We start from the raw sequence: 16,995 nt of genomic DNA, 5'->3' as shown, positions 1-16,995 counted from the left end.
CGCCAATAGAAACATTAGAGGATGGGAAATCAATCTGGGCAGAGAAGAATCTAGCTCAGATATAATCTGACAGGCACCGAGTTGAAAAGTGGGTAACTGTCAGATCAGGTCTGAATTAGTACAATTTATGCTACTTCACTTAATCTCAAGCTTTCATAGTAATCCTCAGCCAAGGCTGTCATTTTAAATTCTGCTTCTATTCCGACTATCTTTTCTACAGCTTCTTGGATAGATGCTAGGTCAACATTAAAGAACTCTTTGCGAAGATTTACAGCATTTACACGTTTAGAATTGAACTCTCGGTGTAGCGCTGTTTCAAGAGATGGTGCGTCATCGGTGTAAATCATGGCATGTACGTCAAATGGGAACGGTACACTTGCATCACCTAGTTCTTTAACCCTGTCCATAGGCTCTAGGCGGCGAGTAAGACCGATCTTGTAAACATCCTCACCAAACGAACCAATATTACTAATGACGTAAACATGCCCCTTTCGGGTTTGCTCTGCCATACTCTTAGCTCGTTCTTCTTTGGCTTCTGCTTCAGCGAGTTGCTGCTCAAGGATTGCTATGCGTTGCTCCATTTCAGAGCGATCTTGGTCAGTAGCCTTAGCAAGTTCTCGCTGTGCTTTATCAAGAAGATTGCGGTACATTTTTTCTTCTTTTTCAGCATCTGCAATCGCTTTTTCAAACTCTTTAATAGCTCGTTGCTCTTCACGGATCTGTTCTTTGATAAGCTTCTGCTCAGTGATTTCTTCTTGTTTTTTAAGTGTGTATTGATATTGAAGCTTACACTCTTCGAACTTAAGCTCGATGTAATCTATGTCAAAGCCGCATTCCAATGTCGCTGCTGACTTCTCTAGTGTATTGGCGAGTTTTTCTATACGCTCAAGAGTACGCCCAAACGAACTAGGCGACACCTTACCGATTAGCAGGTCACATTCAATATTAAAAGCAGTAAGCATGAGCTTAACCTGACCATTTAGAATTTTATTATTGAATGACTTGTCGTTAGATATAAACGTCGACTCTGGGAAAGTGATCGCAGTTTTATCTTTGATCATATCTTTTTGCTGTTGCCTAACATCCTTGATTTCTTCAGCAAAACGAGTAGATGTTTCGTACAGGTACTGCGGTATTTCAAAGTGACCATGAGCAGTATATTCATCTAGTCTTGAATATAAGTCGATATCACCCATTAATTCTTCTAAATCAAGTTCGCCTTTTTCAATGCTTGAGTTGAGCTCATCTAATGTTGATTTAGTCGAATTTAAGGTTGCTTGCTGCTCTCGAATACTTTGTTTTAGTTCGTCATCTTGTCCTTTCAAAGCTTGAAGCTCGGCAGTTTCCTCATTGATTTTATCTAGTTCTCGCTTTGCTGTCTCATTAGCAGCAATGATTGTTTCGCGGCTTATACACGCTGAATCATATTCTTCTTTTGTTTTTGTTAGCGCTTCATCTAGCGACTTGTATTGCTCGATTTTCTTATCGGCTGAGCGTTTCGTTAGAATATAAGTTAATACGACAGCTACTAATGATAAGCCTGCCAACATCAGTAAATTATTATCCATTGATTACTTTAGAACCTCTTGTATGAATTGCTTCCTCAGAGCGGCTCGCTCTTCGCATCGCTCCTGATACTCTTCTGCGGCGCTAGCTACAGCGTCTTTGAAAGCCTGTTTTGCTGCTGACTTCTTTAGCCTTACTTTTCTCTGTAATTCACGTTGAGCTTCTCGCACTTCTCTCTCGTGCTCTCTTACTGCCTGAGCATGCGCTCGTTCACGAGCTTTCTGCCTGCGCTGGGATTCACGAGCAGCTTGTTTGTTGGCTCTATCTATCGCTTTGACAACCTTTATAGCCGTTCGTAAACCACTACCTCGTCTAGCCAATGCTTTCCTCCTTTAAAGTGATGTTACTGACTTTTCGGATGCTATCACAATCAAATGTGCACAACTGGTAGCTCTATCAGACAGATGAAACATTTTTAAGATTTATGGGGTTTAAAAGTGATTGCTTTTAGTCGGGTAAACACATGCAGTCTCAGTCGTAAAGAGTGCTGGCTCTATACGATTTTGGGGCAATAGCGAGTTTCAAACCCAAACATTGCACTCCCCCAGGGGAAAATTCATGGATGAATTTTTAGGTTGTCGGCGCCGGGAGTGCCTACAACCGGCCCGTATAACACCTGAGAACCAAAGGCATTTCTGGGTACTCTTTTTGCCTAAAAAGAGTACCTGGCGCGCACAAGAAAATGCTGAGGTGTGCTCTGAACTTGAAGCGCGACATACCACGATATATATACTTCTACGCTATCAAAGTGTGAAGAGCGGTTTTGGCTCTTCAGAAAAGGTACATGCAGGCTACACACTTTCCAGTTGTACGTTACTGCAAAAAAATCTGGGGCTAGACAAGCCGTATTTGAGGTGTTGAACAAGCTTAGCGCTGAGATAACAACTTGCAGATGTGCCATGGCAATGGGAGTTCGGCTGGTGGGCGCTTCACGGCTTCATCGGAAAATTATTTATGCAACAGACAATAATTAATTAAAGCCTGCTCAATATTCTGCTTCTGAGTCAGGAAGACGTCACCGAAAATGATGGTGCTCTCTTGCGTTTCAATGACGCGGTAAAGCAAACGAAAACCGTCATTGTTGTATTCCCTGAATAGGGTTATTCCAAGATCCAGCAAGGTCTGTGAAATTGGGGCGGCGTAAGGTGTTGAGCCTACTAAATTTTCGAATTTATCTATCGTTTTCTCTAGCCGGTTCAATACTTGCGACTCACTGGTATGTGGTGCTAAGTGGTCGATGACATCTTCAAAGGTGTTTGCGAAAGTGTCGGTATAATTAATCTGTACTGGCTTGATCATTATCACTTTTCTCTGAATTAGCACGACGTTTAGCCAGTTTTTGTTTGAAGTCCGAACTGGACATTACACGGCCATTGTTCGCGTCATCAACCGAGAAGGACAACAGTTTCATTAAGGCGACTGCTTCATCGCGTTTCTTCCGCTCTTCATAGGACTCAATCACATAGGCTGGTTTCCCGTTCTGTGTGATCGTCATAGGTTCATCAAGCGGCAGATTCGCTGCGTGCTTTTTGAGATAGCTGATGGTTTCCACTTTCATGGTTCTCTCCTGCCTTGCGTATGGTTCTCAGACGTAATCACATCCGAAGACTAGCACAAAGCTAAATTTAGTCCATATTCAGGCCATTGTGGCAGGTGTATCTTTATGGCCGCTCGGCGAACGTCACATCCAGCGGGGTTAAGATTTCTTCCTCGTCACTGTTCAACTCGTGATTGTTATCACATTTGATAGCAGAGCGAGAAGTACCGCGTTTACTTCAGCCCAAGCAATCCCCCACATCAGGGAAAAATTCATGGACGAATTTTCAGGTTGTCGGCGCCGGGAGCGCCTACAACCGGCCCGGACAACACCAGAGAACCAAAAGGCATTTCTGGGTACTCTTTTGGCCTAAAAAGAGTATCTGGCGCGCACAAGAAAATGCTGAATGGGGCGCTGAATCTAGGCGCGACAAACCAATACACACCACCTAAACCCACCATAATAAAATGCTATCGTCACCACAAAAATTTTTTGTGTTGTACGCCCAATTTTTTATTGCGTGGAAAACATGATGACTTTACTATCGCGCCGCTTCTTGATGATAGCCAATCCGAGTACATCACAGCTGATATTGTGGCAAGGCGATAGAGCAACTATCCAAGAGTGACTTTGACTGCGCTTGTGCGCTTTTTTTGACGCTCCACTTTTCATCATCGCGTATGAAAAGTGCTATCGATTGTTGGAGGCCAGCTATGGCTCATGCTCACTCTGTATTAGATTTTCATTCTTTCACCGCTCAGACTCTTGCGGCTGACGAGGTTCAATTAATTGAATCTTCAGTGGCACAGTTCGGTGCGCCGTTATTACTGCTCGATTGCGATGTGATTCGCCAGCAGTACCGTGCGCTCAATAATGCGCTGCCTAATGTGACCCTTCACTTCGCGCTCAAGCCGCTGCCGCACCCGGCTGTGGTGAGAACTTTGCTGGAAGAAGGTGCCAGTTTTGATCTGGCGACCAGTGGTGAAGTGGAGCTGGTGGCGCAGGAAGGTGTCCCTGCCGAGCGCACTATTCACACCCACCCGATTAAGCGTGACGCTGATATTCGCGACGCGCTGGCGTACGGCTGCACTGTGTTTGTGGTGGATAACCTGAACGAGCTGGCGAAGTTCAAACCGTATCACAACGACGTTGAATTGCTGGTGCGTCTGAGTTTCCGTAACGCTGAGGCCTTTGCTGATTTGTCGAAGAAGTTCGGCTGTTCACCGGAGCAGGCGCTGACGATTATTGAAACGGCTCAAGCCTGGAATATCCGTATTAAAGGCCTGTCGTTCCATGTGGGATCACAAACCCTGCATCCGCAGAAATACGTTGATGCGATCCGCACTTGTAAGCAAGTGATGGAGCAGGTGGTGGAACGTGGTTTACCGGCGCTGAGCACGCTGGACATTGGCGGCGGTTTTCCGGTTTCTTACTCGCAGCAGGTGATGCCGATTGACCAGTTCTGTGTGCCAATTAACGAGGCGCTGAACGAACTGCCTGAAACGGTTCAGGTGCTGGCAGAACCGGGCCGCTTTATTGTGGCGCAGTCGGTCACCAGTATCGCGTCTGTGATGGGGCAGGCTGAGCGTGACGGTCAGATGTGGTATTACCTGGACGACGGGATTTACGGTTCGTTCAGTGGTTTGATGTTTGACGACGCCCAGTATCCGCTGGTGACTCTGAAGCAGGATGGTGAGTACGCGCCGAGTGTACTGGCCGGCCCGACCTGCGACAGCATTGATGTGATCGCTGAAAATATCATGCTGCCGAAACTGGATAACGGTGATGTGATCATCGGCCGCATGATGGGCGCTTACACCAGCGCGACCGCGACCGATTTTAACTTCTTTAAACGTGCGCAGACGGTATTGCTCAATGAGCATGACCAAAGCTGCGAACGTATGATTGGCTGATGGAATCAGTAAGCCCTCACTTCGGTGGGGGCTTTTTCTTTGCGGCTTGTTCTACGCGGTTAGATACAGAGAACGGTGGTGCAATCGCTCATCGAAGGCTAAGTCTTGCCTTTTTGATGCTCTTCATTTTCAAGCGCTTTGCTGGTGATTTCCTGATACAGCCCGATAAGGCTCGTGACCAGGTTTTGCCACTCGGGGTGGCGCTCAACAATAGGCATGATGCGCTGAGCATCTTCGAAGACTTCTTTCAGAAATTGAATATCATGTTCATTCAGGGTTTCACCATTGTCTACCCGCTTTTTCATGGCTAATGCTCTGGGTAAACGCTGAGATTCCAGGCGCACAGCCAGAGCCTGTAAAATCCCCGCCTCTTTTTCTTTGTTATCCATAGAAGTACCTGCAAATCGACAGAACAGATGACTTGAGTGTAGTCGCTGATTTTGGGGAGGGCATGCTGGCGATTGCTTTGCCGGCTGGCACAAGGATCGTGAGGTATTCACAGACAATTTAAGGTGAGCGCCTTGCTCGCTGTTTACTGATATGCTGATTGTGATGACAGAGACGAGGACACATTATGAGTGATCAAGTTTTATCGCTGGTACTGGCACTCAATACTGAGTTGCCGGATCGTGATGCGCAGATTAACGCGGCGGTGAAGTCGGCGGAAAGTGAGTTTCAGCCATTGCTTCATCAACTGGCCTGGACGGATGATCGGCACATGAGCATTGTGCCGGATTCGATGACGATAAAAGACATTGTTATTGCGGGAACAAAGGTCACTGTGACAGTAGATTTTAACTGGTCGATCTTTGAGGCTTGCCTAATTGTGGATCATGTCTCAAAGAACGAAGCAAAACTGCAGTTTGAACTGGTGGACGATTCGCTGGTGATGAACCAGACATTTCCGCCGCGCTGGCGTTACGACCAATAATCATGGATGTCATCTGAGGCCGATTATTTGGCACGGTTCAAAATCAGCGTTCCTGTTGGTGCGTGTGGGGCAATGAACCAGGGGCGGGGCATGATATCCAGACCCAGGTTGCGATCATACTTGGATTCAATGTCCAGCAAGGGGGTGTAGGTGTCCATTTCGCTCTGGCTGGTGTAAACCAGTACATAGTGAACCGGAGGATGGTACAAACTGAGAGGCAGGGTGATTTCGAGTCTATCCGGCTCCTGATAGGAGAAAGGGCGGTAGCGATAGGCTGTCAGGCTGTCGATCAGCAGGAAATCTTCAGTATAAAACTGCACTTGGGGGGCAAAGACGGTCTGGCTGACGAGGCTTGTCAATATCAGATCTTGCCGTCTGAGGTGAGGGGTGAGTTTTATCAGTTTGACGAAACTGCGCCCGGACGATAGTTCTGCGATCACATCATCGCGCGAGAGGGTAAAAAGCACGGGTAATTCATCGCAGCAGTCCAGCGAAGGTAATTCCCTCACGACGGTAAACAATCTGGTCGCTGAGTCTAAGTGCTGACGTGCATTTTTTGATTCAGTGACACTGATATTGGGCACGCCATTGACCGTGTTGGGACTAAAGCCGTCTGTCAGCGAACAACTTGTTAATATCAGTGCCAGTAAGCAAGCAGGCAGGAAGCGCATATTGGCCTCAGTAGTGTTTTACCACCATGTTTCAAACATAGCATCTGCTGCTGCGGTTGATGGTGTTCAGCGCGACAAGCCGCTGGTAAAGCCAGCCGTCCTTTTCCTCACACTTTCATTTTCGTATTGCATGTCTTGCAGCGGTAGATTGCACGGCAGGTAAACTTTTCCCATAGTGTTCGTTTCACACGGTAGAGCATTGGATTATCGCAACACATTGTTCCCTCAGATCTTTCAACAGAGACGGATGCCGCCAGTGTAATCCGTCCCCTTACTTATCAGTGTGACAGATATCACATCGGTTTTCTTGGTGACATAAAGCTGACTGATACGTGACGTTAAATTGACTTTGCGTAGCGGTTTTTTGCTTCTTAGACTTTTGAAACAAGACATTGCGTATGAAGTACCGGGACTGTGTAAGCAGGGTAAGAGGGAAGAGGACAGGAAGTGTTCAGGCGTTCGTTCAGGCGTTAATGGGAGCTTTGCTCCCATTGAAAATGAATGGTAAAGCTCAAAAGGAGGGGAACTCAGAAGGCCGGAATCTGATTGATGCAGCGTTAGACTTTCGTTTTCTTGTTGCAGTTTTTACAAAGGTAGATGGCTTTACAGGTTAATCGTTGCCAGATGGCGCGTTTAACCCGCATTAAATCAGGGGAATCACAACACATTTTTTTTCCTTTTTTCGTGTGTTTTTTGACGACCAACAGATTGTAATGCACATCGTTGCTCAATGGAAAGTGATATTGCTCGCAAAAACCTGTGGTTGGACATAGTAATGGCGTTGAATGTAGGGGTTTTTGACGTTGAAGTTCAGGGGATTAGTGGCGTGTGACGAGTTTTTGACGAGACGCAGGTATAAAAAATGCCGAACAAATGCCGGCATCATTTTGACGATTTCCATTTGTTATCTGGTTCAGCCCAGCGCCAGCCAGACACCCACACCCATCATTAACGTGCCGGCAATGCGGTTGAGATAACGCAGGTTGTCCCCTTTGGTCAGGAACAGCCGCAGGCTCTTGCCGCCGTTGGCGTAAACCAGTAAGGCCACGAACTCTGTCATCAGAATGACAGCCAGCAAACCTGCCATTTGAGGTGCCATCGGCATGTCAATGTTAATGAAAGGTGGCAGCAGAGAGATCATAAAGGCCCACCCTTTAGGGTTGGCAATAGCCGTGATGAACCCCTGAGAAATAAGCTGTCCGCGCTGTGTCACCGTAGGCGTTTCCAGGTTCAGCGACATTTTGCCCCGGTTACGCCACATGTTGATGCCCAGCCAGAACAGGTAAGCACCGCCAACCCATTTAAGGGCACTGAAAAGCTGAGGATAGTTCAGCATAACTGTGGCAACCCCCATCACAGCAGCAATGGCGACCAGAGCCACACCAAGCAATTCACCCACCATCATCCAGAGTGCGCGTTTAACACCAATGCTCATCCCCAGTGTCATAGCGAGTGTCATACACATACCAGGTGTAATAGAAACAAAGAAAAAAGTAGGGATAAATGCGCTTAGTAAGGTGAAATCCAACATATACATCCTGACATATGTGTTAACAAAACAGATTGTCAGTGTAATCAGTTCGCTGAGGCGATGGTAGTGTTTTGTGACATGATTTTTGGGTTGAAGACCCGGCGGAATGAAAATAAACAGTGAGGCGCTTCACGCTTTACTACTCTCATTTTTTTGTCGTGGATCAGCACAGGTCTGACTGTTTTTATTGTGAGTATTGTTAATAAATTGACTGATTATCAGCCTGTTAGCGATTAAATGCTCGCTATCATAAATCGTTCTTGCCATAGAAGAGCTGGACAGCAATCGCGTTTATTGAGTCAAAATGAGACTTTTGATATCAATTTAATTTGACGTGGTCGTATTTTGTGCATAAATTTAACTCAAATGAAATATCTTTAACATCTCGTAAACATCTTTCACTGAGAGCAAAAATATTTCATTCACTGGTTTATTTCTCAATCTGAAGCTTGGTCGCGGTATCACAAGCTGGTGGCAGTAGGTTGAAAGTTCGTAATCCCCCAAACAAAGGAGAGTGGGATGAGCAAGTTACGTGTCATGAAGAAATCGCTTCAGATGGTTACCGCCACTGTTGCACTGTCCATTCTGTCCGCTACCTCACCAGCTATGGCTGAAACCAAAGCGCCAACGGCGTTCAAGTGTAAGCCGGGTGAAACCTATTACATGAACGTGATGGTGTCCGGTGTGGAGTACTGGTTCCCTGTCTATGAAATGATGAAGGAAGCAGCACGTTCAATGGGCTGTAAAACTGTCTATACCGGCACGCCGGAATACGATGTGAATAAACAGCTCGCGTCATTTGAGCAGATACTGGCGAAGAAACCGGCCGGAATCTTGCTGCACCCCATGAACCCGGATCCCTTTATTGAACCCATTAACCGGGCGGCAGAAATGGGTATTCCTGTTGTGACCTTTGCAGCGGATTCACCTAACAGTAAGCGGGTGTCCTTTATTACCTCTGATAACTATCAGGAAGGTAAGTTCGCCGCCGATGCCGTGGCGGAAGACATGGGCGGTAAAGGTGAGTACGCGGTGCTGGAGAACCCGGGCCAGGATAACCACGACCGACGCGTGAGTGCTTTTATTGCGCGCATGAAATCAAAATGGCCTGACATGAAGCTGGTCTCGCGCGCGGCCAGTAATACCGATGCCACCAAAGCCTATAACTCTCTGATGACTATGGCACAGGCGCACCCGAACCTGGGTGCTGTCTTTATGCCTGAAGCAACCTCTGCCATGGGCGCAGCGCAGGCAGCCAAAGAGCTGGGCGGTAAAATCCGTGTGTTCAATGCCGACGTGAACGCCAAGATCCTCGACATGATCAAGCAAGGTGAAATCTTCGGTGCGGTGAACCCGAACCAGGGTATGCAGGGCTACATGGGCATGATGCTGCTGTATATGGCGGCGCATCCCGGCCTGATCGATCCGATGAACGATCATGACCGTGCCGGGTATAACCCAATGAGCGTGCCGTTCGTCGATAACGGTTTCTCTATCGTCACCAAAGCCAATGCTGATGATTTCTACTGGGATAAGTACCTGTCGAAACGCGGCACTAAAGGTATCAACGAGTAAATCCTACCCTGCTGAGGCCCGGTATACGGGCCTCTTCCCTCAGCATACTCATGGAGGAGAGACGGTGGAAACGTCCAACACAACGCCAGTGCTTGAGATCCGAAATGTGACCAAAACCTTTGGTTCGACAACCGCGCTGAATAATATCCGCTTCGATTTACTGCCCGGTGAAGTGCATGCCATTGCCGGTGAAAACGGTGCCGGTAAGTCTACGCTGATGAAAATCATCGACGGCATACACCAGCCGGACAGCGGGGAAATGTTTATCAATGGCGAAAAAGTGGTGGTCAGCAGTCCGTTAGAAGCACAGAAGCTGGGCATCGGGTTTGTCCATCAGGAAATTGCACTCTGCTCTGATGTGTCAGTGGCTGAAAACATCATGATGGCGAAAATCAACAGCTCGGATGGTTGGCTGGTGGATTACAAAACCTTATATCGCGAAGCCTACGAGGTGGTCAGTCAGCTGGCCGATATAGACCCAAGACAGAAAGTGTCTGATCTGACTATCTCTAATCAGCAACTGGTGGAAATTGCCAAAGCTCTGGTGCTGGACTGCAAAATTCTGATCCTGGATGAGCCGACAGCGGCGCTGACGGATCAGGAAACCGACATCCTGTTTGCCATTATGCAGACACTGAAAGCACAGGGGATCAGCATCATTTATATCAGTCACCGCATGGCGGAGATTTTTGAGCAGTGCGACCGGGTTAGCGTGTTTCGCGACGGTCATTACATACATACCAAACGGATAGAGGACACCACACCGCAGGCGATTGTTCAGAGCCTGGTCGGACGCGAAATTGCCAACCTGTATCCGCCGAAATGTCAGGGTCAGGTCGAGAATAATCCTGTGATCCTCGACGTTGAAGGCCTGTCAGACGGGCAGAGATTTAACGACATTGATTTTAAGGTGTACCAGGGCGAAATCTTTGGCGTCGCCGGTCTGATTGGTGCCGGGCGTTCTGAAATGGTCAAGGGCCTGTGCGGCCTGCACACCAAACAGCGCGGCCAGCTGAGATTCAACGGCCAGCCGATCACCATTAACTGCTATCGCGATGCGATAGACAAAGGCATTGTTTATCTCTCGGAAGACCGTAAAGAAGAAGGCCTGTTTCTGGATTTATCCATTGCTGTCAACGTCTCTGCGCTCAAGCTGGAACTGGTGTCTGAGCACGGTCTGATCAGCAAAGATAAGGAATTTGATCAAACCCAGACCCTGACCGACAGACTGAACCTGAAAAGCGGCAGCCTGCATCATAAGGTGTCGTCGCTCAGCGGGGGCAACCAGCAGAAAGTCGCCCTGGCCAAAATCCTGTCGGTGAACCCTAAGCTCATCATTCTTGATGAGCCAACCCGGGGCATTGACGTGGGGGCAAAATCTGAAATTCACAAACTGATCCGCGATCTGGCCAACACAGGTGTCGGCATCATTGTCATCTCTTCAGAATTACCGGAAGTCATCGGCCTGAGTGACAGAGTCATGGTGATGCGCGAGTCGCGTCAGATGGGGCTGCTGACCGGGGATCACATTACTGAGCAGAATATCATGCACCTTGCGTCCGGTTCCGCGGAACTGACGCAGGCAGCCGTACAGGCGTAATGCAGGAGAACATAATAATGACTATTGAACATGTATCTACACCCAGCACTTCGGTTACCGGTAAAAAACGTTCCTTCCGTGATGCGCTGGTGCGCGTCAGTCAGATGCGGGAATTCACGCTGATCCTCATCATAGTGGCGATGTTTATCGGCATGAGCTTTGCCTCACCGTATTTTCTGACCTGGGCCAATATGAAAGCCATGCTGCTGTCGTTTTCCACCGAAGGCATTGTGGTGGTCGGTATGACCATGCTGTTGATTGTCGGCGGGATTGACCTGTCGGTTGGCGCGGTGATGTGTCTGGCCATGGTGTTCGCTGCCAAGCTCTTCATGCTGGGCATGAACCCCTGGCTGGCCAGTCTGGCCTCCATTGGTTTCAGCGGTTTTATCGGCTGGCTGATGGGGCTGTGCGTCACGCGGCTGGGCCTGCACCACTTTATTGTCACTCTGGCCTTTATGGGGCTGGCGCGGGGGGCCAGCATGATCATCACTCAGGGCACACCCATTTCGCTGTTCACTCTGCCGCCTGAATTTAAGTTTGTCGGTCAGGGAACCCTGTTCGGAGTGCCGTTCTCTATCATCATTTTCTTTGTGGTGATCATTATCAGTGACTTCCTGCTGCGTAATGCCAAAGCCTTCCGCAAGATTTTCTACACCGGCAGTAACGAGAAAGCCGCGCAGTACTCGGGCGTCAACACCAACAAGGTGAAGCTGTACGTCACCGTCTTGTCCTCTGCGCTCTGCGGTCTGGCCGGGATCATCTATATGTCGAAATTCGGTGCGGCAACGCCCAACTTCGGGGTCGGGCTGGAGCTGAACATTATTGCAGCAGCGGTGATCGGCGGCGCGAGCCTCAAAGGCGGCGAAGGCACCATCTTCGGAGCGATTCTGGGGATAGCGCTGCTGAGTGTGGTGTCCAGTTCACTGATTCTGCTCGATGTGTCTGTGTACTGGCAGGAGTTCATTAAAGGACTGATCCTGCTGGCGGCTGTGGCGGCGGATCACCATTTGCACCAGAAGTCGAAAGCCAAATCCTGAGAGGGCTGAACCTATGCAAACCACAACGAAAAGCCTGGATGTCTCCCGTCTGGTGAGCAAGGTGCTGTTCTCGCATTACAAAGAGAATCGCAGCCAGGCGGAGATCTCGAAAAGCCTGGATCTGTCACCGGCCAAGGTGAACCGCATTATCCGTCAGGCGCGGGAAGAGGGGCTGGTCGAAATTATCCTCAACATTCCGCACATGGGGGTAATGGAGCTGGAAAAGCAGCTGATGGCACGTACGGGTCTGCCTAAAGCGGTACTTTGTCCGTCCTATGCCGATGATCCTGTCGTTGGGTTTACGCAGATAGCGGAAGTGGCGGCGGAATTTTTACAGGACACCCTGCGTAAGAATGATGTCATCTGCATCAGCGGCGGCAAGGCACTGGCCACCATAGTGGAAGTAATGAAGCCGGTTAAAGGCATGAAGGTGACTGTAGTGCCGGCCACCGGCGGGGTGCAGGGCACGCATTTTACCGATGTGAACTACCTGGCCTCGGCGCTGGCGGAAAAGCTGGGAGGCCGCTCGATGCAGCTTCATGCGCCCTTGTTTGCAGATACGCAATCGGACCGTGACATGCTGATCAACATGCGGGCCACCAAGGAAGTGCTGGAGATGGCCCGGCACGCCGACATTGCGCTGGCGGGCATCGGCGCGGTGGCGAAAGGCGACGAAAGCTATTTTGACTTGCGTCACTGGATCAACGGCGAAAAAGCCCTGGTGGCAGAGAGCCAGTGCAAAGGGGAAGTCTTTGCGCATCTGTATGACCAGTCCGGCTCGGCCTGCATTCCGGCGCTGAACAACAAGCTGGTCGGCCTGTCGCTGGCGGAAATGCGCCAGATCCCGGTCAGTATCGGCGTCGCAGCCGGGGCTGAAAAAGTGATGCCGATTGCTGCTGCGCTGCGCGGCGGTTTTCTCAATACACTGATCACTGATGAATCGACCGCACAGGGTGTGCTCGATGCATATTGAAACACAGAAGAATTGTTAACTTGAGAGGGATGACCATGAACAAAAGACAGTTAGGTTTTTCAGGTATTGATGCCTCGGTGATTGGCCTGGGCACCTGGGCCATGGGTGGCTGGATGTGGGGCGGCACCAATGAAAAGGAGGCCGTTGCCGCGATTCAGGAATCGATCACTTGCGGTGTCTCGCTGATTGACACGGCCCCGGCATACGGGCTGGGCCGCTCGGAAGAACTGGTTGGTAAAGCCATCAAGGGCCAGCGCGATAAAGTGGTGCTGGCCACCAAATGCGGCCTGGTCTGGCACACTCAGAAAGGCAATCATTTCTTCGATGAAGAAGGCAAACCGGTACACCGTTATCTTGGCCGCGATGCTATTCAGTACGAACTGGAACAGAGTCTGCGTCGTCTGGGGACAGATTATATCGATCTCTACATCACCCACTGGCAGGACCCGACCACACCGATTGAAGAAACCATGGCGACCCTGATAGAGCTGAAACAACAGGGCAAGATCCGCGCGATTGGCGTCAGCAATATCAGCCTGGAAGACCTGAAGCATTATCAGCAGTTCGGCACCGTCGATGCGGTGCAGGAAAAGTACAACATGATAGAACGTGAGCTTGAGCAGAGCCTGTTGCCGCATACCCGCGCCACCGGGGTGTCCTGCCTGAGTTATTCCTCGCTGGCACTTGGTCTGCTGAGCGGAAAAATCTCTGCCGACCGTAGGTTTGACGGCGACGATCAGCGGTTGTCGAATCCGTTATTTTCTCAGCCAAACCGTCAGATAGTGCAGCAGTTCTGCCAGTTGGTCACGCCGCTGGCTAACGATTATGGCATCTCGGTTGCGCAGCTGGTCATTGCCTGGACGCTGTCGCAGCCGGGTATTACCTATGCCTTGTGCGGCGCCCGTAATCCGACCCAGGCGGCTGAGAATGCGCGGGCCGGAGAGGTAAATCTGGCTGCTGTGGATGTGGATACCATCAGCACGCTGGTGGCTCAGTCGCTCAGCCAGTTACAGACTGACTGATGTGATTCCCACCCACAATAAGAATCGATAAGGGGAGCAGTATGGCAGGCGATGGAACACAAAGGCGGGAACGATTACCCCAGGATGCGCATTTCGATGTAGTGATAGTCGGTGGCGGTATCAACGGTATCAGTGTGTACCGGGAGTTGTCTTTGCAGGGGGTGAAAGTCTTGCTGGTGGAGAAAGAAGATTTCTGCAGTAAAGCCAGCGCCGCCCTGTCGCGGATGATTCACGGTGGCTTGCGGTATCTTGAAAACGGCGAGTTTGCCCTGGTCAGGGAATCACTGGCAGAGCGGAACCGTTTGCTGGTCAATGCGCCGCATTATGTGCAGCCGCTGGTTACTACGATTCCGATCTTTTCTCGCTGGTCCGGGCTGTTTTACGCGTTGTTTAACTTCACCGGACTGATGGACAAACCCAGTCGCCGGGGGGCGCTGGTGATTAAACTGGGGCTGTGGTTTTACGACTTTTTCACCCGTCGCGATCAGCGTCTGCCGAAACACCGTTTCTTTTCGCAGTCTGAAACGGCAGCACGCTGGCCACAGTTCGATTCTGCCGTCGCCTGCAGCGCCGATTATTACGATGCTTGGATCAGTGCCCCTGAGCGTCTGGCAATGGAGGTGCTGAGCGACACGGGCGATCAAAGCAGCAGTCTGGCCTGTAACTATACCGAGCTGCTGGCGCGGGACGGTCAGCGTTTTACCCTGCGTGACACCCTGACGGGGGAAACCAGCACGATCAGCGCAGACAAACTGGTCAATGCCACCGGGGCCTGGGTCGATCAGACCAATGATCGTCTGGGACTGGCCTCGGGCTATCTGCAGGGCACCAAAGGCTCGCACATTATTGTCCGCCACTCTGAGTTACTGGCCGAGCTGAACGGGCACATGGTGTTTTACGAGAACCCGGAAGGGCGGGTATGCATTCTGTTTCCCTACTACGGCAACGTACTGATCGGCTCGACAGACATTCCGGTGGCAGATCTGGATGCCGTGACCTGTACCGGTGAAGAAATTGATTACATGCTCGACTCACTGAAAGCCGTGTTTCCGGCACTGGTGATCGAGCGGGAAGACATAGTGTATCAGTTCAGCGGCGTACGCCCGTTGCCGTCGGTGAAAACCTCGACCACAGGGCAGATCCCGCGCAGTCATGCTCTGCGGGTGGACAGCACGGAAGACGGTCAGGTTCGCCTTTATTCTCTGATCGGCGGCAAATGGACGACATTTCGCGCCTTCGGGGAAGAAGTGGCCGATCAGATCTTATCGGATATGGCGCACACCCGCCGGATCTCGACCGCCGACCGGCCCATAGGCGGCGGCAGGGATTTCCCGCAGACAGATATTGAACGCAAAGCCTTTACTAAAGCAGCCCATGCCCAATATGCCCTGAGCGAAGCCAGAGCAGAGATGCTGCTGCAACGTTACGGCACTCAGTGCCTGGCGGTGATGGCATACCTGAGCGCCGGTGAGGATACGGTGCTGACCAGCCTGCCGGCGTACACCAGGCGCGAGCTGATGTATCTGATTGAACACGAGGCTGTGTGCCGCACGCTGGATGTGCTGCAGCGCCGCACTTCGGTGGCGATTCAAGGACAGATAGACAATCAGGTGCTGGCTGAGGTGACTGAGCTGGTGGCCGCGACGCTGGGCTGGAATGAACAGCAAACGAAACAGGATCTGGCAGAAAGTTGTCGTCAGTTGCAGCTACATCATGGTCTGGCCGTCAGCACTGAGCAGGTTGAGCAAATCTGGACCACATCTTTTTCAGGAGGAAACTATGTATATCAGTAAGAAAGTAAGGATGAACCGGCTGTTTAACAACGGCCGCTGTCTGGACGTGGCACTGGATCACGGGGTGTGTAACGAGCCGTCTTTTCTCGATGGCCTGGAAAACATGGACTCTGTGGTCAGCCAGCTGGTGAAAGCCAGACCGGACGCGATTCAGATGAATTATGGTCAGAGCGACCTGCTGCAAAATGTGGACGGCAAAGACAAACCGGCTCTGGTGATGCGGCTGGATATGGGCAATCCGTACAACACGATTCGCCACCGCCATATGTGGGCTGTGATGCAAAATGATCAGGAGCCGGTACTGCAGGCGCTGCAGATGGACGCGGCTTGCGTGGTGGTTAACCTGTTTATGCTGCCTGATGAGCCGGATCTGTTCCGCCAGTGTGTGGTGAATATCAGCAAAGTGAAAAACGACTGCGACAAATACGGTATGCCGCTGATGATCGAGCCACTGGTGATGCAGCCGGCCAGTTCGGGTAAAGCCTATGCAGTAGACGGTGATGCGGAAAAGATAGTGACTCTGGTGCGTCTGGCCCGCGAAATGGGGGCAGACATCATCAAAGCCGATCCAACGGCTGATGCGTCGGAATTCCACCGTGTGGTCGAAGCGGCGCGTTGTCCTGTGCTGGTTCGCGGCGGCGGCAAAGAAGATGTCGAAGTGGTCTTTAGCAAGGCGCGTCAACTGCTGGATCAGGGCGCATTGGGCATGGTGTATGGCCGGAATATTTACCAGCACCCTAACCCGAGCCGCATCGTGCAGGCCTTCATGGCGATGATCCACAACAACGCCAGCGTGTCTGATGCACTGGCTATTTATCAGCAGTAATTTTTCACTGTCAGCAAGAA

The 16,995-nt window shown here is 50.5% G+C and carries 15 protein-coding genes; 9 read left to right on the top strand and 6 right to left on the bottom strand.

The annotated features are described in order from the left end of the window. Window positions 1–125 precede the first annotated feature (125 nt). From IFO68_RS03050 to IFO68_RS03040, 3 genes are all read right to left on the bottom strand, one after another. The gene (locus IFO68_RS03050) at window positions 126–1,568 is read right to left on the bottom strand and encodes an SNIPE associated domain-containing protein (protein WP_192014509.1); all 1,443 of its coding nucleotides are present in this window, start codon (window positions 1,566–1,568) and stop codon (window positions 126–128) included. 946 nt (window positions 1,569–2,514) lie between these two features. After that, entirely contained in the window at window positions 2,515–2,865 is a 351-nt protein-coding gene (locus tag IFO68_RS03045; RefSeq protein WP_192014508.1) for a type II toxin-antitoxin system RelE/ParE family toxin, read from the bottom strand. Then, the gene (locus tag IFO68_RS03040) at window positions 2,843–3,124 is read right to left on the bottom strand and encodes a type II toxin-antitoxin system Phd/YefM family antitoxin (RefSeq protein WP_192014507.1); all 282 of its coding nucleotides are present in this window, start codon (window positions 3,122–3,124) and stop codon (window positions 2,843–2,845) included. The genes IFO68_RS03045 and IFO68_RS03040 overlap by 23 nt, the downstream gene beginning before the upstream one ends. A gap of 692 nt (window positions 3,125–3,816) precedes the next feature. Between IFO68_RS03040 and IFO68_RS03035 the strand changes: the two genes are divergently transcribed. Further along, on the top strand, window positions 3,817–5,016 hold the full coding sequence (locus tag IFO68_RS03035; RefSeq protein ID WP_192014506.1) for a type III PLP-dependent enzyme: 1,200 nt from the start codon (window positions 3,817–3,819) through the stop codon (window positions 5,014–5,016). 98 nt (window positions 5,017–5,114) lie between these two features. Here IFO68_RS03035 and IFO68_RS03030 read toward each other — a convergent pair whose 3' ends face one another. Further along, complete coding sequence (locus IFO68_RS03030; protein ID WP_192014505.1) at window positions 5,115–5,405, bottom strand: hypothetical protein; 291 nt, start codon at window positions 5,403–5,405, stop codon at window positions 5,115–5,117. A 185-nt stretch (window positions 5,406–5,590) separates the two neighbouring features. On the opposite strand from IFO68_RS03030, the gene IFO68_RS03025 reads away from it, so the two are divergent. Next, entirely contained in the window at window positions 5,591–5,947 is a 357-nt protein-coding gene (locus IFO68_RS03025) for a hypothetical protein (protein ID WP_192014504.1), read from the top strand. A gap of 23 nt (window positions 5,948–5,970) precedes the next feature. Here IFO68_RS03025 and IFO68_RS03020 read toward each other — a convergent pair whose 3' ends face one another. Both IFO68_RS03020 and IFO68_RS03015 read right to left on the bottom strand, forming a co-directional pair. Continuing rightward, window positions 5,971–6,618 carry a MalM family protein gene (locus tag IFO68_RS03020; protein WP_192014503.1) on the bottom strand — a complete coding sequence of 216 codons (648 nt, stop codon included), beginning with the start codon at window positions 6,616–6,618 and terminating at the stop codon, window positions 5,971–5,973. Between the two features lie 913 nt (window positions 6,619–7,531). Beyond that, window positions 7,532–8,146 carry a LysE family translocator gene (locus IFO68_RS03015; RefSeq protein WP_218386853.1) on the bottom strand — a complete coding sequence of 205 codons (615 nt, stop codon included), beginning with the start codon at window positions 8,144–8,146 and terminating at the stop codon, window positions 7,532–7,534. A 522-nt stretch (window positions 8,147–8,668) separates the two neighbouring features. On the opposite strand from IFO68_RS03015, the gene IFO68_RS03010 reads away from it, so the two are divergent. From IFO68_RS03010 to IFO68_RS02980, 7 genes are all read left to right on the top strand, one after another. Beyond that, window positions 8,669–9,724 (top strand): substrate-binding domain-containing protein, encoded by a 1,056-nt coding sequence (locus IFO68_RS03010; protein WP_225445010.1) that lies wholly within the window; start codon window positions 8,669–8,671, stop codon window positions 9,722–9,724. 64 nt (window positions 9,725–9,788) lie between these two features. Next, on the top strand, window positions 9,789–11,324 hold the full coding sequence (locus tag IFO68_RS03005; RefSeq protein ID WP_336510246.1) for a sugar ABC transporter ATP-binding protein: 1,536 nt from the start codon (window positions 9,789–9,791) through the stop codon (window positions 11,322–11,324). A gap of 17 nt (window positions 11,325–11,341) precedes the next feature. Further along, window positions 11,342–12,361, top strand: coding sequence for an ABC transporter permease (locus IFO68_RS03000; RefSeq protein WP_192014500.1), 1,020 nt, complete (start codon window positions 11,342–11,344; stop codon window positions 12,359–12,361). A gap of 13 nt (window positions 12,362–12,374) precedes the next feature. Continuing rightward, a complete protein-coding gene (locus IFO68_RS02995; protein ID WP_192014499.1) occupies window positions 12,375–13,334 on the top strand; it encodes a sugar-binding transcriptional regulator in 960 nt (319 codons plus the stop codon). Window positions 13,335–13,369: 35 nt separating this feature from the next. After that, a complete protein-coding gene (locus IFO68_RS02990; protein WP_192014498.1) occupies window positions 13,370–14,356 on the top strand; it encodes an aldo/keto reductase in 987 nt (328 codons plus the stop codon). 41 nt (window positions 14,357–14,397) lie between these two features. Beyond that, entirely contained in the window at window positions 14,398–16,149 is a 1,752-nt protein-coding gene (locus tag IFO68_RS02985; protein WP_192014497.1) for a glycerol-3-phosphate dehydrogenase/oxidase, read from the top strand. Beyond that, a complete protein-coding gene (locus IFO68_RS02980) occupies window positions 16,136–16,975 on the top strand; it encodes a class I fructose-bisphosphate aldolase (protein WP_192014496.1) in 840 nt (279 codons plus the stop codon). Before IFO68_RS02985 ends, IFO68_RS02980 begins: the two co-directional genes overlap by 14 nt. Window positions 16,976–16,995: the final 20 nt, after the last annotated feature.

Source organism: Photobacterium arenosum (genome assembly GCF_014841115.1).
Classification (GTDB): domain Bacteria; phylum Pseudomonadota; class Gammaproteobacteria; order Enterobacterales; family Vibrionaceae; genus Photobacterium; species Photobacterium arenosum.
This window is presented reverse-complemented; position numbering and strand designations above follow the sequence as displayed.